The sequence below is a fragment of the Streptomyces flavidovirens DSM 40150 genome (assembly GCF_000429085.1).
GTDB classification, from domain to species: Bacteria; Actinomycetota; Actinomycetes; order Streptomycetales; family Streptomycetaceae; genus Streptomyces; species Streptomyces flavidovirens.
The window spans coordinates 90,499-111,485 of record NZ_AUBE01000021.1 but is presented as its reverse complement, the minus strand read 5'-3'; the positions used below and the strand labels follow the sequence as shown (position 1 = coordinate 111,485).

At 71.4% G+C, this 20,987-nt stretch carries 20 protein-coding genes; 6 read left to right on the top strand and 14 right to left on the bottom strand.

The annotated features are described in order from the left end of the window. Positions 1 to 122 precede the first annotated feature (122 nt). A complete protein-coding gene (locus tag G412_RS35725) occupies positions 123 to 1,337 on the top strand; it encodes a Cmx/CmrA family chloramphenicol efflux MFS transporter (protein ID WP_051338568.1) in 1,215 nt (404 codons plus the stop codon). Here the strand turns inward: G412_RS35725 and G412_RS39285 are convergent. The 3 genes from G412_RS39285 to G412_RS0124030 all read right to left on the bottom strand — a co-directional run bounded on the left by G412_RS39285 (position 1,306) and on the right by G412_RS0124030 (position 3,653). After that, positions 1,306 to 2,610, bottom strand: a complete 1,305-nt coding sequence (locus tag G412_RS39285) for a mannosyltransferase family protein (RefSeq protein ID WP_028814322.1) — start codon at positions 2,608 to 2,610, stop codon at positions 1,306 to 1,308. The two genes, G412_RS35725 and G412_RS39285, sit on opposite strands and share 32 nt — an antisense overlap. A gap of 118 nt (positions 2,611 to 2,728) precedes the next feature. After that, positions 2,729 to 3,163 carry a hypothetical protein gene (locus G412_RS38440; RefSeq protein ID WP_167546484.1) on the bottom strand — a complete coding sequence of 145 codons (435 nt, stop codon included), beginning with the start codon at positions 3,161 to 3,163 and terminating at the stop codon, positions 2,729 to 2,731. Beyond that, positions 3,156 to 3,653 carry a SigE family RNA polymerase sigma factor gene (locus G412_RS0124030; RefSeq protein ID WP_028814321.1) on the bottom strand — a complete coding sequence of 166 codons (498 nt, stop codon included), beginning with the start codon at positions 3,651 to 3,653 and terminating at the stop codon, positions 3,156 to 3,158. The genes G412_RS38440 and G412_RS0124030 overlap by 8 nt, the downstream gene beginning before the upstream one ends. Before the next feature lie 165 nt (positions 3,654 to 3,818). Here G412_RS0124030 and G412_RS0124025 point away from each other — a divergent pair, with 165 nt between their 5' ends. Then, positions 3,819 to 5,168 carry a S28 family serine protease gene (locus G412_RS0124025; RefSeq protein ID WP_028814320.1) on the top strand — a complete coding sequence of 450 codons (1,350 nt, stop codon included), beginning with the start codon at positions 3,819 to 3,821 and terminating at the stop codon, positions 5,166 to 5,168. Between the two features lie 55 nt (positions 5,169 to 5,223). Here the strand turns inward: G412_RS0124025 and G412_RS0124020 are convergent, their stop codons facing one another. The 6 genes from G412_RS0124020 to G412_RS0123995 form a co-directional block, all read right to left on the bottom strand. Then, a complete protein-coding gene (locus G412_RS0124020) occupies positions 5,224 to 6,684 on the bottom strand; it encodes a penicillin-binding transpeptidase domain-containing protein (protein WP_028814319.1) in 1,461 nt (486 codons plus the stop codon). Positions 6,685 to 6,788: 104 nt separating this feature from the next. After that, entirely contained in the window at positions 6,789 to 7,451 is a 663-nt protein-coding gene (locus tag G412_RS0124015) for a response regulator transcription factor (RefSeq protein WP_028814318.1), read from the bottom strand. Beyond that, on the bottom strand, positions 7,448 to 8,692 hold the full coding sequence (locus G412_RS39280; protein WP_028814317.1) for a sensor histidine kinase: 1,245 nt from the start codon (positions 8,690 to 8,692) through the stop codon (positions 7,448 to 7,450). Before G412_RS39280 ends, G412_RS0124015 begins: the two co-directional genes overlap by 4 nt. Continuing rightward, complete coding sequence (locus G412_RS39275) at positions 8,689 to 9,768, bottom strand: hypothetical protein (RefSeq protein ID WP_208857926.1); 1,080 nt, start codon at positions 9,766 to 9,768, stop codon at positions 8,689 to 8,691. The genes G412_RS39280 and G412_RS39275 overlap by 4 nt, the downstream gene beginning before the upstream one ends. A gap of 79 nt (positions 9,769 to 9,847) precedes the next feature. Continuing rightward, positions 9,848 to 10,321, bottom strand: coding sequence for a GNAT family N-acetyltransferase (locus G412_RS0124000; RefSeq protein WP_028814316.1), 474 nt, complete (start codon positions 10,319 to 10,321; stop codon positions 9,848 to 9,850). Position 10,322: 1 nt separating this feature from the next. Beyond that, entirely contained in the window at positions 10,323 to 11,093 is a 771-nt protein-coding gene (locus G412_RS0123995; RefSeq protein WP_028814315.1) for an IclR family transcriptional regulator, read from the bottom strand. A 117-nt stretch (positions 11,094 to 11,210) separates the two neighbouring features. Here G412_RS0123995 and G412_RS0123990 point away from each other — a divergent pair, with 117 nt between their 5' ends. Beyond that, positions 11,211 to 12,740 carry an aldehyde dehydrogenase (NADP(+)) gene (locus G412_RS0123990; RefSeq protein WP_028814314.1) on the top strand — a complete coding sequence of 510 codons (1,530 nt, stop codon included), beginning with the start codon at positions 11,211 to 11,213 and terminating at the stop codon, positions 12,738 to 12,740. A 111-nt stretch (positions 12,741 to 12,851) separates the two neighbouring features. Here G412_RS0123990 and G412_RS35715 read toward each other — a convergent pair whose 3' ends face one another. After that, the gene (locus G412_RS35715) at positions 12,852 to 14,282 is read right to left on the bottom strand and encodes an MFS transporter (RefSeq protein WP_078607307.1); all 1,431 of its coding nucleotides are present in this window, start codon (positions 14,280 to 14,282) and stop codon (positions 12,852 to 12,854) included. A 70-nt stretch (positions 14,283 to 14,352) separates the two neighbouring features. On the opposite strand from G412_RS35715, the gene G412_RS0123980 reads away from it, so the two are divergent. Together G412_RS0123980 and G412_RS0123975 are read left to right on the top strand one after the other, a co-directional pair. Then, on the top strand, positions 14,353 to 15,324 hold the full coding sequence (locus tag G412_RS0123980; protein ID WP_028814313.1) for a GlxA family transcriptional regulator: 972 nt from the start codon (positions 14,353 to 14,355) through the stop codon (positions 15,322 to 15,324). A 69-nt stretch (positions 15,325 to 15,393) separates the two neighbouring features. Next, entirely contained in the window at positions 15,394 to 16,452 is a 1,059-nt protein-coding gene (locus tag G412_RS0123975; RefSeq protein ID WP_028814312.1) for an aminotransferase class V-fold PLP-dependent enzyme, read from the top strand. A 74-nt stretch (positions 16,453 to 16,526) separates the two neighbouring features. On the opposite strand, the gene G412_RS35710 is transcribed toward G412_RS0123975, so the two are convergent. Continuing rightward, a complete protein-coding gene (locus G412_RS35710; RefSeq protein WP_037649693.1) occupies positions 16,527 to 17,048 on the bottom strand; it encodes a MarR family winged helix-turn-helix transcriptional regulator in 522 nt (173 codons plus the stop codon). 118 nt (positions 17,049 to 17,166) lie between these two features. Between G412_RS35710 and G412_RS0123965 the strand changes: the two genes are divergently transcribed. After that, positions 17,167 to 18,237 carry an alkene reductase gene (locus G412_RS0123965; protein ID WP_028814311.1) on the top strand — a complete coding sequence of 357 codons (1,071 nt, stop codon included), beginning with the start codon at positions 17,167 to 17,169 and terminating at the stop codon, positions 18,235 to 18,237. Between the two features lie 89 nt (positions 18,238 to 18,326). Here the strand turns inward: G412_RS0123965 and thpD are convergent, their stop codons facing one another. The 3 genes from thpD to ectB are packed head-to-tail and all read right to left on the bottom strand — an operon-like array spanning position 18,327 to position 20,967. Then, a complete protein-coding gene (thpD, locus tag G412_RS0123960; protein WP_051338567.1) occupies positions 18,327 to 19,241 on the bottom strand; it encodes an ectoine hydroxylase in 915 nt (304 codons plus the stop codon). A 3-nt stretch (positions 19,242 to 19,244) separates the two neighbouring features. After that, positions 19,245 to 19,643: an ectoine synthase gene (locus tag G412_RS0123955; protein WP_028814309.1), complete on the bottom strand. Its 399-nt coding sequence runs from the start codon at positions 19,641 to 19,643 to the stop codon at positions 19,245 to 19,247. A gap of 55 nt (positions 19,644 to 19,698) precedes the next feature. After that, a complete protein-coding gene (gene ectB, locus G412_RS0123950) occupies positions 19,699 to 20,967 on the bottom strand; it encodes a diaminobutyrate--2-oxoglutarate transaminase (protein ID WP_028814308.1) in 1,269 nt (422 codons plus the stop codon). Positions 20,968 to 20,987: the final 20 nt, after the last annotated feature.

The following is a 20,987-nucleotide window of genomic DNA, read 5'->3' as shown; positions in this document are numbered from 1 at the left end:
CATCTCCGGCCCTCTGTGATCCATGGCGCGCCACCGCGTGCCTGGACTTCCCATGGGCTCATTTTGAAACGCCCAGTACAAAACAACATGCCGACCCACTTACCCGAGCGGAGCACCGACTCATGCCAATCGCCGTTTACATACTCGGCCTGGGCATATTCGCCCAGGGGACCTCGGAGTTCATGCTCTCCGGTCTGCTGCCCACCATGGCCGACGACCTCGGCGTCTCCATCCCCGACGCGGGACTGCTCATCTCCGCCTTCGCCATCGGCATGGTCGTCGGCGCGCCCCTGATGAGCGTGCTCACCCTGCGCGTCCCGCGCCGCAGCGCGCTCGTCGCGTTCCAGGCCGTCTTCATCGCCGGGCACGTGGTCGCGGCCCTGGTGCCGGAGTACGCCGTGGTGTTCGCCAGCCGCATCGTCACAGCGGTCGCGTACGCCGGTTTCTGGAGCGTGGCCGCCGCGGCCGCGGTCAGTCTGGTGCCCGCGACGGCCAAGGGCAGGGCGCTCTCCGTCGTCGCCACCGGGCTGACGCTGGCCACGATCGTCGGCGTACCGGCCGGGACACTGATGAGCCAGCACGTCGGCTGGCGCGCGGCCTTCTGGGGCGTGGCGGCCTTCACCGCCGTGAGCCTGGTGGCGATCCGGGCCGTGCTGTCGGGCGGTCACGCGGCCGACCGCGAAGTGCCGTCCGTCCGGCGCGAGTTGAAGGGTTTGGCGCGTCCCGAGCTGTGGGTCTCCTTCGCCGTGACCGTACTGGCCTTCGGCGCCGCCATCGTCACCTTCAGCTACCTGGCCCCGCTGCTGACCGACGTGAGCGGGCTGCCCGAGGGCTGGGTGCCGGCTGTCCTGTCGCTGTACGGAGTGGGCGGGCTGATCGGGATGACGATCGGCGGGCGCGTGGCCGACCGCGCCCCGCTCCGCACCCTCTACCTCGGCATCGGCGCCCTCACCCTCGCCTCGGCGGCGGTGGCGCTCGCCGCGCCGAACCTGGCCCTCACCGTCGTACTGGTCCTCGTCCTCGGCGTGGCCGGATACGTCACCAACCCCGTGCTCCAGTCACGGGTGTTCACGATCGCGCCGGACGCCCCGACGCTGGTTCCGGCCGTCAGCACCTCGGCCTTCAACGTGGGCATCACCCTCACGCCCATGCTGGGCGGCATGGCCATCGACGCGGGCTTCGGCTACACCTCGGTCGCGTGGGTCGGGGCCGGAGTCGGAGCGCTCGGCGTCGCGGCGACGGCCTGGGCGGCGTCGCTCGCGCGGCGCGCTTCACGGTCGGTCCCGGACGCTGTCCTGCCGGCTGTCAGCCTGCCCAGCGTCCCGACAGGAAGGTGACGGCGAGGATGGTCGACAGGGGCGCGACCACGCACACGTACGCGCTCTTCACCCAGGGACGGCGCAGGCTCCACGCGGCGAGCAGCACCCACATCGGCCACCACAGGAGCGTGGCGCGCGGAATGGACGTGTACCAGTACGACGTGCCGAGGGCCCACAGGCTGAGCCCGATGTACACGGCCTCCGGCCACCTGCGCCCTCTCAGCAGCACGCCGAGCAGGAGCAGTCCGACGGCCATGGTGACGAGCTCGGCCTGGAACATGACGGCGTAACCGGTGGACTGGGTGTGCGCGAAGGCGGCCTTCCAGGTGTGCTGCCACGCCTCCCAGGGGGCGTGGAAGTTCCGGTACCAGCCGCGTTCCTGGGCGTGGTTCCAGGCCATCCAGTCGCCGGTGTGCGCGTGCAGGAACCACGTATAGAGGCCTGCGGGCAGCGCCGGGAGCGCGATCCACGGAAGCGAACACCACTGCTTGCGGAGGTCTGTGGCGACGAGGAAGTGGACCGCGATCGCCGCCGCGAGGAAGAGTCCGCTGACCCGGACGCCGGTGGCCAGGCAGGCCAGGATGCCCGCGAGCGGCCAGTTGCGGCGCCGGGCGGCGAGCCAGGCGGGCAGGGCGAGGGCGAGGAAGAGCGACTCGGTGTAGCCGGCGGCCAGGAACACCGCGCACGGCGAGAGCAGGAAGAAGAGCACGGCGCGCTGCCCAAGGGCGCCGCCGGCGGCGGGCGGGCCGCTGGCGGCGGGCAGGTGGAGGCGGGCGATACGGGCGAGGGCCAGGACGGCGACGGCCCCGGATACGAAGGAGATCAGCAGGCCGGCGACGGTCCAGTCGGGGATCACGACGTGCACGGCGCGCAGGACGAGAGGGAAGCCGGGGAAGAAGGCCTCCCTGTTGTCCCAGTCGTCCGTCCAGGGGCCGGCACCGCCGGGGAAGTAACCTTCCCGCGCTATGTGCAGGTAGTGCCACCAGTCCCACTGGCCCCACGAGGACAGTGCGGGCGGTACGTCGCGGGCCTTGCGGTCTCCGGCGAACAGCCACCGCGTGCAGTAGGCGGTGGTCCAGATGCCGGCACGGGTGAGCACGTACAGCAGCAGGACGTTCCGGTCGTCGAGCCCGAGCCCGAGCCCGAGCCGACGACCGAGCCGACGACCGAGCCGGCGACCGAACCCGCCCCGGCGCCCGGAGGTGCCGGGGCCGGTGGCTGTGGTGCTACCCGGCACGGGGGGAGTACGGGCGGGCTGTGCGGGGGGCCGCATCGGGGTCGCGGTGGCCATGGTCGTACTCCTGGTGCGGACATCGGGCAGGGCGGCCGGGCCCGCGATCGAGGCATGCGGGATCGGCCCCCGGCGATGTGGCGGGCAGGGGGAGGTGGTCGGCAGGGCTTCGTGCGGGTCAGCCCGTGGGGGGTGGCGAGCTGTTCAGCGGCTGCTCCGGCGCCGTACTCGGCGGGCTGCTTGGCGGTGTCCCCGTCGGTGACCCGGTCGCCAGTCCGGGCGGCGGCGAGGACGCCGGGGGAGTGGTGCGCGTAGGAGACGACGAGAAGGAAGGGAGGGGCGAGGAGGACGGCAGTACGGACGGAAAGCCGGACGGGGTGGAAGCGGGGACGCCGGTGTCCGGGTCGCTGCCCGGCAGCAGCGCCGTCACCGCCGCGGCGCCCGTGCCGGCGAAGGCCAGGCACGCTGTGGCCGCCACCACGGCAAGGCGCCGCCGGTGGCGTCGGCTGCCGCGCTCGGAGATCACCGAGGCGGGCACGGGCCGCGCGCGGGCCTGTCCGGCCTCGGCCGCGTCCTTGAACGCGTTCCTCAAAGAGTCGTGGGGCTCAGGCACCGTAGGCCTCCTCAGCGCGCGGGTCCTGCAGAAGGTGGGAGAGAGCTGCCCGGCCCCGGGCCAGGTCCGTCTTGACGGTGCCGGTGGACAGGCCGGTCTCGGCGGCGATCTGGACGACCGTCAGGTCGCACAGGTAGTGCAGCGTCACCGTGCGCCGCTGTCTGGGCGGCAGTTCGCGCAGCGCCGACACGAGCGCGACGTGTTCGGGCCCCGGTCCCGGATCGGCCGGCGGGCTGCCTCGCCGCTGCCAGGCGTCCGCGGCGCGGCGGTGCACCCGCCACCTGCTCACCGCCAGCCGCCAGGCCACGGTGCGGATCCATGCCTCGGGTTCGCCGCCGCCGTCGAGCTGACGCCGCCGGCTCCAGCCCCGGACGAAGGCCTCCTGTACGACGTCCTGAGCCTCGTGCAGATCGCCGAGCATCACATACAGCTGCCCGATGAGGCGGGACGCCGTATGCGCGTAGAACTCTTCAAACTCCTCGACGGTCAACAACCACTCCTGGATCTCTTCGGTCTCACCAGGCATACGCCCGCAGCCGCTTATCCGGTTGACATGAAATCCAATGATCCGGAGTGAGGCCGATCACAGTACGAAAGCGCATACCATGCGGCCCGTCGCATCCATCGCATCACCTCCGACCGAGGGGACTACAGCGTGCGCACCAAGGCTCTGCCTTCTCTGCTCTGTGCCGGCCTCATAACGGCAACCGGCCTGCTGGCTTCTTCACCCGCACTCGCCGCCGAACCGGTCCGTGGCGAGACCGGCGCCCTTTCCGACGCGTCCGCAGCGGGTGACATCCGCGAAAAGCTGGAGCGCATCCCTGGCCTGACGGTCGTTTCGGTGGCCGACAAGGGCGGATTCCCCTTCTACACCCTGACGCTGACTCAGCCCGTCGACCACCGCGACCCCGACAGCGCCACCTTCCAGCAGAGATTCACGCTCTGGCACAAGACCGAGACGGCGCCGGTCGTGCACTACACCGGCGGATACGGGCTCTCCTCGGGCACCCGCGAGATCACCACGCTGCTCGGCGCGAACCAGGTCAGCGTGGAGCACCGCTACTTCAACACCTCGCGCCCCGCCGACGTCGACTGGGACGACCTGAACGTCTGGCAGCAGGCGAGCGACGAGCACGCGATCGTCCAGGCTCTCAAGAGCATCTACCGGGCGAAGTGGCTCGGCACCGGCGCGAGCAAGGGCGGAATGACGCAGGTCTACCACGAGCGCTTCTACCCCGGCGACCTGGACGCCGTCGTCGCGTACGTCGCCCCGAACGACGCGGACAACCGCGACGACAGCGTCTACGAGCGGTTCTTCCAGACGGTCGGCACACCCGAGTGCCGCAGCGCTCTGGACGCCGTACAGCGTGAAATGCTGGTGCGGCGCGAGGCGATGCTGCCGCGCTTCGAGGCCACATCCAGGGAGCAGGGCCTCACCTTCGAGTACCTCGGCTCGGCCGACCGCGCCTTCGAGTTCTCGGTGCTCGACCAGGTGTGGAACTTCTGGCAGAGCGGTACGTACACCGACTGCCCGGCCGTCCCCGACGCCAGGAAGGCGACCGACGACGAGCTGTACAAATGGTCGCTCGACCACGGTCTGAGCATCTACGCGGACCAGGGCAACGGGGCCGAGGGCAGCGGCCCGTACTACCGGCAGGCGGCCTCCCAGCTCGGCTGGGCGGACCTGAAGTTCAAGCACCTGCGCGATGTCCGCGACTACCCGGACATCTACCAGCCCAATTCGGTGCTGCCCGCCGACATGCGCACCTCGTACAACGGCCGCGTCATCAAGGACGTCGACCGCTGGGTGGCGACCCGCGGCGAGCGGATGATGTTCGTGTACGGGCAGAACGACCCGTGGAGCGCCGAGCAGTTCAAGCCCAGCAAGCACGACTCGCACCTCTACGTCGCGCCGGACACCAACCACGGTGCGCTCATCTCCAAGCTGACGCCCGCCGAGCGGGCGAAGGCCGAGGCGACCGTCAAGCGGTGGGCGGGGCAGTAGTCGCCGGCCCTCCAAAGGTGCCGGGCCGCTCCTTCCGAGCGGCCCGGCACCCGCCTCAGCGGCCGAGGGCCGCCCGCATCGTCTTCTCGGCGATGGGCGCCGCCAGGCCGTTGCCGCTGACCTCCGAGCGCGCCGCGCCCGAGTCCTCGACGACGACCGCGACCGCCACCTCCTTGCCCGTCGACTTGTCCTTCGCGTACGACGTGAACCAGGCGAACGGCGTCTTGCTGTTGGCCACGCCGTGCTGCGCGGTGCCCGTCTTGCCGCCCACCTCGACGCCGCCGATCCGCGCGTTCGTCCCCGTGCCCTCCTCGACGACCGTGACCATCGCGCTCCGCAACTGCTCGGCGGTGGAGGACGAGACGACCCGCTCGCCGCCCGCGTCACCGCGGTCCGCGAGGTCTTCCAGGGTGTCGCCACCGGCGTCCGTCACCTTCGAGACCATGTGCGGCGACGCGAGCTCGCCGCCGTTGGCCAGGGCCGCCGAGACCATCGCCATCTGGAGCGGGGTGGCCGTCACATCGAATTGGCCGATACCCGTCAGGGCCGTCTGCGCCTTGTCCATGCCGGACGGGTACACGCTCTGCGAGGCACGCACCGGCACATCGAGCTTCTCGGTGTTGAAGCCGAACTTCTCCGCCATCGCCTTGACCTTGTCCTGGCCGAGGTCGACGGCCAGCCTGCCGAAAACGTTGTTGCAGGAGTACTTCAGCGCGGTGCGCAGTGTCGCGTCCTCGCAGGGCGCGGACGCGTTCTCGTTCCTGAGGACCGTCCGCGTGCCGGGCAGCGTGTACGGGTTCGGGCTGTCCGTCCGCTCGTCGACCGACCCGTAGCGTCCGTCCTCCAGCGCCGCCGCGGCGACCACCAGCTTGAACGTCGAGCCCGGCGGCAGCGGCTGCCGCAGCGCCCGGTTGACCATCGGCTTGTCCTTGTCGCCGGTCAGCGCCTGCCAGGCGTCGCCGTCCGTCGTGCCGCTGATCTTTGACGGATCGTACGAAGGTGTGGAGACCAGGCCCAGGATCTGCCCGCTCTTCGGGTCGATCGCGACCGCGGCGCCCTTCTTGTCGCCCAGTGCCTCGTACGCCGCCTTCTGCACGGCGGGGTCGATGGTCGTCACGACGTCGCCGGGGGCGCTCTGCTTGCCCATGACGATGTCGGCCGGGTTCTTCAGCCGACTGTCGGTCCCGTCGAGGACGCCGCTGTAGATGCCTTCGAGCTGAGTGGCTCCGTACGCCTGTGAGCTGTAGCCGGTGACGGCCGAATAGAGCTCACCGTCCGTGTAGGTCCGCTTGTACTCAAGATCGCTCCCCTCCGTCTTCTTCGATCCGGTGACCGGCGAACCGGCCACGATGATGTTCCCGAGCGGCTGCGCGTACTGCGCGATGACGTTCCGCCGGTTGTGCTTGTCGTCTGCGAGGGCCCGGCCCTGGTATGCCTGCACCCAGGTGACCCGCACCAGCAGGGCGAGCACCATCAGCAGGCAGAAGACCGCAGCGTGCCTGATCGTTTTGTTCATCCCGTACGGGAGACGAACGCGGCGGCCGGTCGCGTTCCCCTGTGCCACGCTTCTCAGAGAATCCTCATCTGAAGCTTCCTCTCTGAATCCTCGTCCCGGCCCGCTCAGCGCGGCGTGATGAAGCCCGACTCGTACGCCGCGATCACCGCCTGTGTACGGTCCCGCACGTCCGTCTTCGCCAGCACCGCCGCCACATGGCTCTTCGCGGTCGCCGAGCCCACCCGCAGCCGGTCCGCTATCTCCGCGTTCGTCAGGCCCGTCGCCATCAGCCGCAGCACCTCCGCCTCCCGCTCGGTCAGCCGCGCCGCCCACGGGGGCGGCGGGGCGGGCTGCCGCCTGGCGTGCTCGGCGGCCAGAGCGCGCACCGCGGACGGGAAGAGAAGGCAGTCGCTGCGCGCGACCAGCCGCACCGCCTGGACCAGGTCCTCGGCGGCCGCGCGCTTGAGCAGGAAGCCCGCGGCGCCGACGCGCAGCGCCTCGTACACATAGGAGTCGTTCTCGAAGGTGGTGACGACGACGATACGCGGGGGCGTCTCCATACCACTGAGGATCTGCTCCGTGGCCCGGATTCCGTCGATCTCCGGCATGCGTACGTCCATCAGCACCACGTCGGGCCGCAGCTCACGCACCACCGACACGGCCTGGGCGCCGGTCGCCGCCTCACCCACGACCTCCAGGCCGGGCTCGGCGTCGAGGATGACGCGCAGCGCGGTGCGGACCATGCGCTCGTCGTCGGCGAGCACGACCCTGACCGGCGGCGCGCTCATCGCCCGTCTCCGGTGTCGCCACCGACCGGAAGGCGGACCGTGAGCCGCCACCTGTCGCCGTGCGGACCGGCTTCGGCGTGGCCGCCGAGCAGGTTGGCCCGTTCGGCTGTGCCCCGCAGACCCCGGCCGCCGCCGGGCCGTACCACCGGGGCCCTGTCGGGCAGCGGGTTCTCCATCACGATCTCCAACTCCTCGCCGCGCAGGGCGATCCGGAGCGACACCGGTGCGGCGCCGCCGTGCCGAAGGGCGTTGCTGAGCCCTTCCTGAACGATGCGGTACGCCTCGCGGGACACCGCTTCGGGGGCCCGGGCGGCCGGATCGCCGTCCTGCGTGTACGCCACCTCCACGCCGCTGCTGGCCAGCAGATCGTCCAGTACGTCGAGTGTGAGCCCCGGCAGGTCGCCGCCCGCATCATCTCCCTGGCGCAACAGACCCAGGACCGTGTCCAGTTCGCCCACCGTGCGCCGCGTCGTCTCCTCGATGGCCGTCAGTGCCTCCCGTACGAACTCCACATCGCTGTCCAGCACCCTGCGCGCCGCCCCCGCCTGAAGGGTGACCGCACTCAGCGCGTGCCCCACCGAGTCGTGCAGCTCGCGGGCCAGCCGGTTGCGTACGGCGAGATCCGCGGCCCGCCGCTCCGCCGCCGCCAGCCGGTCGGCCGGTGTCGGGCCGAGCAGCACCGGCGCGCAGCGGGCCAGCAGAGCCCCGGCCAGTGCCGCGCACGCCGCCAGCGCCACCAGCATGGCAACCCCCGCGACCGGGGCGAGCGCCAGCGCCCATGTGTGGTCGAAGACCTCGGGCAACCCGAGCGGGGTGTCGCGCAGCCACGTCAGCAGCGGCAGGACGATCAGTGTCACCGCGAACGGCGGCACCGCGAGCGTCATACCGCTGATGACGCCACCGAGCCCGAGATGCAGCGTGAACCAGGCCGCGGTCCGCACCCGCGCCGGCCCGGACCCGGCGGGCCCGTCGGCCAGCCGCCCGCGGGGCACCCCGCAGAGCGCCCGTACCGCGCCCACCGACAAGGGCCTCACGAGGGGGAAGAACGCGGTGAGGGCGGCGATCGGCAACGCGACGCCGAAGGCGCCGAACTGCAGGGCGGCCGAGGTGAAGACGTTCTGGTTGCCGATGAACGGGCCGACGAAGACGCTGCCGAGGAGGAAGTACGGCATCGACAGGGCGCCGCCGAGGATCAGATGGATCCAGCGCAGCCGGGCCCGCGCACCGAACAGCCGCTTCACGCCGCGCGTCCCCGTATCTGTTGCCGTGCCCGGCCGTTTGCCCGGCTCTCCGCCCGTCCGCCCGCCTGACCGCCCGCTGCCTGACCGCCCTGCCCGAGCCGCCGCAGGAAGCCGGCGCCCGCGGCCAGGGCGACGAGACCGGCGGTCAACTGCACACAGTAGGTCAGCAGCATCAGCGTGGTCGCCCGGCCCGCGCCGTCGGCTGCGGGCATCGCCGAGGCGACGAGCAGCCAGCCGCCCCAGCAGCCGAGCGCCGCCGAGCCCACCCAGGCAAGCGCCAGCGCCGTCCGCAGAGTCACCCCACGACCGCGCCGCAGCGCGAGCGTCAGGACACCGGTCACGGTGAGGGCCGCGAACACGACATACGTCCCTTCGAGGAGACGGAAGTCCGCCGCGCGCCCGTCGGCCCAGCCCTGGCTCAGCCCCGTCGTCGAACCGGCGGCCCACATCACATGCGGCACGGCGCAGAGCGCCGCGAGCACGGACGCGGCCACGCCGGCCGCCCTCAGCCGGGGCCCGACGGCGGAGCCGGGCAGTTCCCCCACCGCGCCCCGCCACAGGTGGCCCCAGCGATCGCGCGCGTACAGCGCGAAGAGAGCGCCCAGCGCGAGGCCCTGGACGATGAAACCGGTGTAGACGACGCCGAAGACCCATTCGGCGAGGAACCGTTCACTGCCCGCCGGTGCACTCCGCCCACCGGTGAACACCTTCGCCAGCACCTGGAGCGGAAACCCGGCCACGATCGGGGTCAGCAGCCCCGTCGCCACCCACATGGGCAGCGCGAGCAGCCACGCGGGGACGCGCCGGCCCCAGTCCTGCGTGAGCAGCAGGGCCAGTACGACGACGGCCGCGTCCATCAGGACCGTGGCGCTGTTGGCGACGGCCATCACGCCGGGGTGGTCGAGGAGCACGCTGCCGTCGGGGATGCCGACGCGGCTGCCGGCGATCCAGGCGATCTTGAGCGCGACGTACGGGACGCAGGAGATGACGGCGGCGGCGCGCAGTACGGCGCGCAGCCGGCCGACGGGGGCCGGGTGAAGGCCCGGGGACGTGGAAGCGAGCGTGGTCTCTGCCATGGCACCCACACTCCCGGACGGAGGGCCGCCGCACCTCCCACGCAGAGGTGAACCGTCTCCCCCGTCCGGGGGAGAGCCCTCAGCCGGTGAGGGTGAGGACCAGCTCGTCGATCTCCGCCCCGCGAGCGTGCGCGAACCCCCGCTCGCGCCCCGTCACAGTGAACCCGCACTTCTCCAGCACCCTGAGCGACCCGGTGTTGTCCGCGGCGGCGCGGGCGGACAGCGGCCGCTCCGCGACGAGTTCGAGCAGCGCGCGCAGAGCGGCGGTGGCCACGCCCCGGCCCCAGTGGGCGCGGCCGATCCAGTACGTCACCTGGAGGTCGCCCGGCTCTCCGTACACACAGACGCTGCCCACGGCCTCGCCGTCGGCGAGCACGGTCCGTACGACGTACTCGGCGATGTTGCGCTTCCAGTGCGCGTCGAACCTGGCCCGGTCCACCGGACCGGCCGGCCCGAAGGCCGCCATGCGCTTCGCCTCGGGGTCCTGGAAGTGGGTGAAGAACAGGTCGAGGTCGTCCGGCCGGACCTCGCGCAGCGTCACGTCGAGGGCCATGTCAGAGCCGCCGGGTGGCGAGCGTCAGCCGGTCCCGCGCGTCGAACAGGGCGTCCTTGACCATCTGTTCGTGCGCCGGAGTGAGCCGGGCGACCGGCACCGAGCAGCTGATGGCGTCACGGGCGGGGGTCCGGTAGGGGATCGCGACACCGAAGCAGCGCAGGCCCAGTGTGTTCTCCTCGCGGTCCACGGCGTAGCCCTGCTCGCGGACGACGTGCAGTTCCTCGATGAGCTTCTCGCGGTCGGTGATGGTGTGCTCGGTCAGCGCCGGCAGGGTCTCCGGCAGGAGCTTGCGCACCTGCTCGTCGGTGTGCGTCGCGAGCAGCGCCTTGCCGAGGGACGTCGAGTGCGCGGGCAGCCGGCGGCCGACGCGGGTGAAGGGACGCAGATAGTGCTGGGACTGGCGGGTCGCGAGGTACACGACGTTCGTACCGTCGAGGCGGGCCAGGTGGATCGTCTCCGTCGTGTCGTCGGAGAGCCGGTCGAGGGTGGGCCGAGCCGAGGCCACGACCTCGTCGCCGTCGATGTACGACGTACCGACGAGGAGGGCCCGTACGCCGATGCCGTACCGCGTGCCCGTCGCGTCCGTCTCCACCCAGCCGAGCTCGACGAGCGTGCGCAGCAGCATGTAGAGACTGGACTTCGGATATCCGACGGCCTCCTGGACCGCGGCGAGGGAGTGCATGCCGGGGCGGCCGGCGAAGAATTCGAGCAACTCCACCGTCCGCACCGCCGATTTGACCTGCGCACCGCCCGTATCGGCAGTTGACATTGAGTCTCGCCCCTTCTTGGTCACTCTTGACCGCTCAGAACGTCCGTTAATAGAGTCCCAGCATATTCAGTATCAGGAACTCTGTTCAGAATATCGAACAGCCGGAAGGACGCCACGGTGGAGGCAGTACCAGTCTGGAGTGTCGACCCCCGAACGGGGAAGCCGCGCGAGCAGGTCGCGGTGGAGGCCACCGCGGAGGAGGTCGACCGCGCGGTACGGGCGGCGCACGCCGTTCGCTCCGCGCTCGCCGACCGTACGGTGCGGGCCGCCCTGCTCCGTACCGCCGCCGGGCTCCTCGACGAGGCGGCGCAGCACATCGTCGAGGCGGCCGACGCGGAGACCGCGCTCGGCCCGACGCGGCTGACCGGCGAACTCGCGCGCACCACGGCTCAGCTCAGGGCGTTCGCGGACGCCGTCGACGAGGGCGCCTTCCTGGACATCAGGATCGACCACGAGGACGGTACGAAAACCCCGCCCTGGCCCGACCTGCGCCGCTACAAGGTCCCGCTGGGCGTCGTCGCCGTCTACGCCGCCAGCAACTTCCCGCTCGCCTTCTCGGTGCCCGGCGGTGACACGGCCAGCGCGCTAGCCGCCGGCTGCCCGGTCGTCGTCAAGGCGCACCCCGACCACCCGGCGACATCGGAGCTCTGTGCGTCCGTACTGCGCAGGGCGGCGGCCCAAGTGGGCCTGCCGGAAGACGTGGTGAGCGTGGTCCACGGTTTCGACGCGGGCATCGAGCTGGTACGGCACCCGCTGGTCGCGGCCGCGGGCTTCACCGGTTCCGTACGCGGCGGCCGTGCGCTCTTCGACGCCGCGGCGGCCCGGCCCGCCCCCATCCCCTTCCACGGCGAACTCGGCTCCCTCAACCCGGTCGTGGTCACGGAGGCGGCGGCACAGGAGCGGGCCGAGCAGATCGGGGCCGGGCTCGCGGGCTCCATGACGCTGGGCGCGGGGCAGTTCTGCACGAAGCCCGGCTTCGTCCTGGCCCCGGCCGGCGCGGACGGCGACCGCCTGCTGAAGTCCCTCACGGCGGCCGTCAGCGACACCGACCCGGGCGTCATGCTGGACCACCGGATGCGGGACGCGTTCGTCGCCGGTGTACGGGAACGGGCCGCGCTGCCGGACACCGAAGCCCCGGTGACCCCGGGCGCGGGCGGCGAGCACACCGTGAGCGCGGGCTTCCTGACCGTACCGGCGCGGCTGCTGGCCACTGAAGGGGCGCACGACCTGCTCCTGGAGGAGTGCTTCGGGCCGGTCACGGTGGTCGCGCGCTACGAGGACGCGGCGGAGATCGGCGCGGTGCTCTCCCGGCTGCCGGGGAACCTCACCGCGACCCTCCACCTCTCCACGCAGGAGCTGGAGGGGGACGGAGGCACCGGGTCCGAGCTGCTGGCCGAACTCACGCCGCTCGCGGGGCGCGTGCTGGTCAACGGGTGGCCGACGGGGGTGGCGGTCGCCCCCGCCCAGCACCACGGCGGCCCGTACCCGGCGACGACTTCGACGTCCACGTCGGTGGGGACGACGGCCGTCGAGCGGTGGCTGCGCCCGGTCACGTACCAGTCGACGCCGCAGGCCCTGCTGCCGCCGGAGCTCCGGGACGACAACCCGCAGGGGCTGCCGCGCCGGGTGGACAACCGGCAGGAGTAGGGCGGGGGTTGTTGAAGGAGCGGGGTCCGGGGCGCTGCCCCGGACCCCGCTCCTTCAAACGCCGGAGGGGCCGAAGTGCCCAGGGGGCAAACCCCAACCCCCCGGCGTCCGTCAATACCGGGCGGCAGGCCGCAGTGGGGCGAGCCGGGTGAGCGTCGCCAGCGCCGTCGCCGCCAGCAGCCCCGCGCTGATCAGCAGCGACGTACGCAGGCCGCCCGCGAAGTCCCCCACCACCAGCGCGCCGAACCCCGCGACACCGAGCCCGCCCGCGACCTGACGCGCGGCGTTGAGCACGCCGGCCGCGAGGCCCGCCCGCTCGGCCGGTACCGCTTCCATCATGGCTGCGGTCAGCGGCGGCAGGGCCAGGCCGATGCCGAGCCCCATCGGGATCAGCAGCACGGCCATCACCGGCAGGGGAGTGCCCGGACCGACCAGCAGGAGGAGGAGCAGGCCCGCGACGGCGACGCTCTGGCCGATGAGCATCGGGCGGCGCGGACCGTAACGGTTCGCCAGCCTCCCCGAGGCCATGTTCACCACGGGGATCAGCCCGGTCAGGGGCAGGAACGTCAGTCCTGCGCTCAGCGCCGACAGGTGGTGGACCTGCTGGAAGTACAGGCTGAAGACAAAGATCATCCCGTAGAAGGCCACGCTGCACGCCGACCCGGCGGCCACCGCCACCGCGACGACCGGGTTACGCAGCAGCCCCAGCGGCACCACCGGATGCGGCTGCCGCACCTCGACGGCCAGGAAGACCGCTCCCGCCACCACCGCGACCCCCAGCGCCACCAGCCCGGCCGTCCCGCCCTCGATCACCGCGAAGGCCAGCGCCGCCAGCGCCAGCACGGCGGTCAGCTGCCCCGGCAGATCCAGCGGCGCGGGCCGCCGCACCGAGCGCGGCAACCGGGTCGCCAGTGCCAGGGCCACCAGCCCCAGCGGCAGATTGATGAAGAAGATGCCGCGCCAGTCCCAGGCCGTGGTCAGCGCCCCGCCCGCGACCGGACCCAGCGCCGCCGCCACGGTGCCGCCCACCGCCCACAGTGACACCGCCCGCGAGCGCTGCGCGGGATCGGCGTACGCCTGCCGTACGAGAGCGAGCGTCGTCGGCAGGATCACGGCGGCCGCGACACCCTGCACCATCCGCGCCCCGGTCAGGAGCCCCAGGTTCGGGGCGAGCCCGCACGCAACCGAGGCGGCGGTGAACACCGCGATGCCGATCGTGTACGCCCTGGCCGCGCCCACCCGGTCCGAGAACGCGCCGGTGGACAGCAGCAGCGCCGCGAAAGCCAGGGTGTAGGCGTCCACGACCCACTGGAGACCGGACATGCCGCCGCCCAGCTCCGCGCCGATGGAGGGGAGCGCCACGTTCACCACCGACGTGTCCAGCGTGATCAGCGCGAAGCCGAGCAGCGACGCGGTGAGGACGAGCGCGGGGGAGGAGGCGGAGGAAGGGGAGGAAGAAGGGGCGGAAGAAGGGGCGGGGCGCGGGGCGAGGGCCAACTGGCCTTCCACCCGCGGTGTCCGGGCGCGGTTGTTCGTATCCATGCGCCAAGCCTGTCGGCCGGGGCGGCGCTAGAGTAGTGGCCCGAATGCCATACCTCCGGAGGATCTGGCCATGAAGCCGGTGCAACGCGTCGCCGTGATCGTCGCCCCGCCCGTCGTCTCGATGTTCAACGTGGCCATCCCCGAGATGCTCTTCCCGAAGGCGGAGGTCGACGGCGTTCCCGGTTACGAGGTGACCGCCTGCACCCCGGACCCCGGCCCCGTCACCACCACCGGCGGCCTCGACCTGTACGTACCGCGCGGACTCGACGCCGTCGACGACGCCGACATCGTCATCGTCGCCGGCACCGGATCGCTGGAGGAGCCCGATCCGCGGATCCTGGCCGCCGTGCGCCGCGCCGCCGCCGACGGCAAGCGCATCGCCTCCATCTGCACGGGGGCGTTCGTCCTCGCCGAGGCGGGGCTGCTCGACGGCAGGGCCGCGACGACGTACTGGACGTACACCCGCGAACTCGGTGACCGTTACCCGGCCGTCGACCTTCAGGACGAAGTCCTCTACGTCCAGGACGGCCCGTTCATGACCTCGTCCGGCTACGCCGCCGGCATCGACCTGTGCCTGCACATCATCCGCACCGACTACGGCGCCGCCGTCGCCAATGCGGTGGCCCGCCTCGCCCTCGTCGCGCCCGTACGCCCCGGTGGTCAGACCCAGTTCACCGACACCCCGCTGCCGCCCGAACGCGGCGCCTCCTTCGCCTGCACGCGCGCGTGGGCGATGCGGCACCTCGACGAGCCGCTCACGCTCACCGACCTCGCCCGCCACGCGGGAGTCTCCGTACGCACCCTCTCGCGCCGCTTCCACGCCGAGACCGGGATCAGCCCCCTCCAGTGGCTGCTGCACCAGCGCGTCGAGCGCGCCCGTGAACTGCTCGAAACCACCACGCTTCCCATGGACCGGGTGGCCCGTTCCAGCGGACTCGGTACGGCCGACTCGCTGCGCCAGCACCTGCTGCGCAAGGTCGGCCTGACTCCCAGCGCCTACCGGTCGGCCTTCAGCCGCCTCACCACGACCGCCGCTTCATAAGCATGCCTTGGAGACATTCGGCAAAAGAACACAATGGACGGGGAGTTGGCGGCATAGCAGAGTAGGGGCATGAAGCCCCTTACTCTCACTGACGCAGTGGCCGCGGAGTTCGCGCCGGAGACGACGTACCTCAACACGTCCACCGTCGGCTTGCCGCCCCGTCGCACCGTCGCGGCCGTCAAGGCCGCGGCCGAGCAGAGCGCCACGGGCCAGGACGCCGGCGACGCCTTCGCCCCCGTGTCCGCCGCCCGCGCCTCCTTCGCACGGATCGCCGGCGTCCCCGAGGACCGGGTCGCCGTGGGCACCGCGGTGTCCGTCCATGTCGGCCTGATCGCGGCCTCGCTGCCTGCCGGAGCCGAAGTCCTGTGCGCCGAGGGGGACTTCGCCTCGGTGATCAACCCCTTCGCGGTCCGCGGGGACCTCAAGATGCGGTACGTGCCGCTGGAGGAGCTGGCCGACTCCGTGCGCCCCGAGACCGCGCTGGTGGCCTGCTCGGCGGTGCAGTCCGCCGACGGGCGGGCGGCCGACCTGTCGGCGGTACGGGCCGCTGCCGCCGCCCACGGCGCCCGTACGCTCGTCGACGCGACCCAGGCGGCGGGCTGGTTGCCGTTCGACGCCGGGAGCTTCGACTACACCGTCACCGGGGGCTACAAGTACCTGATGGCGCCGCGCGGCACGTCGTTCCTCACCGTCACGGAAGAGGCGCAGGAGTCCCTCACGCCGATCCACGCGGGGTGGCTCGCGGGTGAGGACATCTGGGGCAGCACGTATGGTCCCGTCCGCGAACTCGCGCGCGGGGCGCGCCGGTTCGACGAGCCGCCGCCGTTCCTGTCGTACGTCGGCGCCGAGCAGTCCCTCGCGCTCCTGGAGGAGATCGGCGTCGAGAACGTGCGGGACCACAACCTCGCGCTCGCCGCGCGCTACCGCGAAGGGCTCGCATCCCTCGGCCACACTCCGGTGCCCGCCGACTCTGTCGTCGTCTCGACGCCGGGCCTCGCGCACCGGCTCGACGCGCTGACCTCGGCGGACATCGTCGTCTCGGTCCGCGCGGGCAACCTGCGGGCGTCGTTCCACCTGTACAACACCGGCGCCGATGTGGACCGGGTGCTGGACGTGCTCGCGGGCTGAGCGACGCTGTCGCCGCCGGTCGGGCTCCAACAGGACAAGCCCGACCGGCGGTGACGGGCGCAATGGCCGGGTGCCTAAACCTCGGCGACGCATGCCGCGTCCGCCGCGTCCGCCGCCTCCTCGTGCTCCTCGCGGGCCTGCGGGCAGAGGTTGCCCTCCACGCGGCCCAGCAGCCTCAGCAGTTCCTCGCGCTCGTGCTCGTCGAGACCGGCCAGCGTGGTTTCCTCCAGTTGCCGCCACGCCTGCTCCACCTGCGTCTTCAGGCCGCAACTGGCACCGGTCGCCTCGACGAGCGCGGCCCGCCGGTCGGCCGGGTCGGGGCAGCGGCGTACGTGGCCCGCCTGCTCCAGGCGCTGGAGCATCTTCGTCACCGTCGACGGGTCGAGCCCCACCGCCTTGATCAGCTCCGACTGGCGCACCGGGCCCGCGTCCCACAGGTGCATCATCACGAATTCCTGGCCGGGATAGAGGCCGAGGTCGCGCAGGAGTCTGCCCGCCGCGATGCGGTGGAGCCGGGCCGCCCGGGAGATGGCGTGGCTCACCGGGCCGCCGCTCGCGGCGCTCGGAGGCTCGGGACAGGCGGGCTCGGCTTTCATGGGAACTCCTTGTCGGAACTGTCCGAAACAACTTTACCTTGGTCGGCCAAGTAATGCGCTACAGTGGCTCTCGCCGGATTACTTGGCCGACCACATATCTCTTTCGGAGGCTTCTGCCATGACCACCGCATTCGATACGTTCGACCTTTCGGGCACCCCGCTGGCCAGCCGCGTCGTGATGGCTCCGATGACCCGCAGCCGCGCCGGCGAGGGCGGCGTACCCACCGATCTGATGGTCGAGTACTACGCCCAGCGTGCCTCCGCCGGCCTGATCGTCACCGAAGGCGTCCAGCCCTCCGTCGTCGGCCAGGGCTACCCGTTCACTCCCGGCCTGCACAGCGCGGAGCAGACCGAGGGCTGGCGCGAGGTCACCGACGCCGTGCACGCCGCCGGTGGCAAGATCTACGCCCAGATCATGCACTCCGGCCGCATCGGACACCCCGTGCTCCTGCCCGACGGACTGGTCCCGGTCGCCCCGTCCGCCGTTCCCGCCGCCGGGCAGCTCTACACGGCCGAGGGCATGAAGGACTTCGTCACCCCGCGCGAGCTGACCGGCGCCGAGGTCCGCGAGACCATCTCGGAGTACGTGACGGCCGCCCGCAACGCCATCGACGCCGGCTTCGACGGGGTCGAGCTGCACGGAGCCAACGGCTACCTGATCCACCAGTTCCTCTCCACCAACACCAACCTGCGCACCGACGAGTGGGGCGGCTCCGCCGAGAACCGTGTCCGCTTCGCCGCCGAGGTCACCAAGGCGGTCGCCGAGGCCATCGGCGCCGGCCGGACCGGCCTGCGGATCTCGCCCGCCAACCCGTACAACGACATCGCCGAGACCGACACCGACCTCGTCTACCCGGCGCTCGTCGAGGCCGTGGCCCCGCTCGGCATCGCGTACCTGCACGTCGTCGAGGCCGCCCCCCGGCTGCGCGAGCTGACTCTGGAGCTGCGCGCGAAGTTCCCCGGCGCCTTCATCCTCAACCCGGCGACCGAGGGCCCCACGGACCACGGTTCGCTTGCTCTCGTCGACGAGGGCGTAGCCGACCTCGTCGCCTTCGGAGCGCTCTTCCTCGCCAACCCCGACCTGCCGGCCCGGCTGCGGACCGAAGGCCCGTACAACACCCCGGACCCGGCCTCCTTCTTCGGCGGCGACCACAGGGGCTACACCGACTACCCGGCGCTCGCCGCCTGAGCGCGGGGAACGCGAGAGGCGGGCGGGACCGGTTCCACCGAACCGGTCCCGCCCGCCTCGCCGTGACCGCCCACGGCCCCGGCCTCACCTCACCGCACCGGCGTGAAATCCCTCGCGCCAATGAACTCCGGCCGCCGTACGGGGGCCGCGAACGGCTCGACCGCCGTGTTCTCCACGCTGTTGAAGACGATGAAGACATTGCTGCGCGCGTACGGCGTGATGTTGTCGCCCGAACCGTGCATCGCGTTGCAGTCGAACCAGGTCGCCGAACCGGCCTTGCCCGTGAAGAGCCTGATGCCGTGCCGGTCCGCCATGCGCGTCAGCACCTCGTCCGACGGGATGCCGGCGTCCTGCATCTGGAGCGAGCGCTTGTAGTTGTCCTTGGGCGTCTCGCCCGCGCAGCCCACAAACTCCTTGTGCGACCCCGGCATGATCATCAGGCCGCCGTTGGTGGCGTAGTTCTCGGTCAGCGCGATCGAGACGGACACGGTCCGCATGTTCGGCAGACCGTCCTCGGCGTGCCACGTCTCGAAGTCCGAGTGCCAGTAGAAGCCCGAAGCCCCGAAGCCCGGCTTGACGTTGATCCGCGACTGGTGGACGTACACGTCCGAGCCGAGGATCTGGCGGGCCCTGCCGACGACCCTCGGATCCCGTACGAGCCGCGCGAAGACCTCACTGATGCGGTGCACCTCGAAGACCGACCGTACAGACTGGGACTTCGGCTCGATGATCGAGCGTTCGTCCGCCCGCACCCCCGGATCCCTGACCAGCCGGTCCAGCTCCGCCCGGTAGACCGACACCTCTTCCGGGGTGATGAGCTGGTCGATGGCGAGAAAACCGTCCCGCTCGAAACCCATGAGGTCGGCGGGCTCGATGGGACCCGGCGCGCCGGGCGCCGACCAGACGACCGGGTCCTGGCGGGGGGTGATCACCTCGGCGGCGCCGCGCGTCCGGTAGAGGTCGGCGCGTGTGGTCTCGGTGCGTGCGGTCAGTACGTCGGTCATGGTTCAGACCTCCTCGGTCAGCAGCGGGTAGACACCGTTCTCGTCGTGGTCCTCCCGTCCGGTGACGGGAGGGTTGAAGACGCATATGCAGCGGAAGTCGGTCTTCGGGCGCATGGTGTGACGCTCGTGGCCGTCCAGCAGGTACATCGTGCCCGGCGAGATCCAGTGGGTCTCGCCGGTCTCGTCGTTGGTGAGCTCGGCCTCGCCCTCCGTGCACAGGACGGCCTCGATGTGGTTCGCGTACCACATCGACGTCTCCGTACCCGCGTACAGCACGGTCTCGTGGAGCGAGAAGCCGACCTTCTCCTTGGCGAGCACGATGCGCTTGCTCTCCCAGGTCCCGGAGGCGGCCTTCACATGGCGGTCGGTGCCTTCAATGTCCTTGAACGATCGGACTATCACGGTGAGTTGCGCCCTTCTGTGGTACTTCGTTACTTCGTTGCCGCGATGAAAACGGTCAGGCGGTCTCGCGGACCGAGCGGGCCAGGATGCGCAGCCCCTCGTCCAGTTCGTCGGGGGAGATGGTGAGCGCCGGCAGCAGCTTCACGACCTCGCTCTGCGGACCCGAGGTCTCCAGCAGCATGCCGAGTTCGAAGGCGCGGCGGCAGACCGCCGTGGCGCGCTCCTTGTCGGCGAACTCCAGGCCCCACACCAGGCCGCGGCCCCGGAAGCTCACGCCCGCCCCGGCGTTCTCGTCGGCGATGGCCAGCAGCGCCCGCTCGACCTGCTCGCCGCGGGCCAGCGTCTGCTTCTCCATCTGGCCGTCGGCCCAGTAGGTGTTGAGCGTGGCGGTGGCGGTGACGAAGGCCGGGTTGTTGCCGCGGAAGGTGCCGTTGTGCTCGCCCGGCTCCCACACGTCGAGCTCGGGCTTGAAGAGGCAGAGCGACATCGGCATGCCGTAGCCGCTGATGGACTTCGACAGGGTGACGATGTCGGGCGTGATGCCGGCCTCTTCGAAGGAGAAGAAGCCGCCGGTACGGCCGCAGCCCATCTGGATGTCGTCGACGATCAGCAGCATGTCCTGGCGGTGGCACAGGTCCTGGAGCGCGCGCAGCCACTCGGCGCGGGCCACATTGATGCCGCCCTCGCCCTGCACCGTCTCGACGATCACCGCGGCGGGCTTGTTGAGGCCGGAGCCCTGGTCCTCGAGCAGCCGCTCGAACCACAGGAAGTCCTCGACCGTGCCGTCGAAGTAGTTGTCGAACGGCATCGGCGTGCCGTGCACCAGCGGTATGCCGGCGCCGGCCCGCTTGAACGCGTTGCCGGTGACGGCGAGCGAGCCGAGCGACATGCCGTGGAAGGCGTTGGTGAAGGAGACGACCGACTCGCGGCCCTTGACCTTGCGGGCCAGCTTCAGCGCGGCCTCGACGGCGTTGGTGCCCGTCGGGCCCGGGAACATCACCTTGTACGGCAGATCGCGCGGCCGCAGGATCACGTTCTCGAACGTCTCCAGGAAGGCGCGCTTGGCGGTCGTCGCCATGTCCAGGCCGTGGGTGATGCCGTCGCGCTCGATGTAGTCGATGAGCGCCCGTTTCAGCACCGGGTTGTTGTGGCCGTAGTTGAGTGACCCGGCGCCGGCGAAGAAGTCGAGGTACGTATGGCCGTCCTCGTCGTGGAGGTGGCTGCCCTGCGCGCGGTCGAACACGGCCGGCCAGCCGCGGCAGTAGCTGCGTACCTCGGATTCCAGGGTCTCGAAGACGCTCAGGGCGGGAGGGGTGATGGTCACGGCGGTCTCCTGGGAGAGAG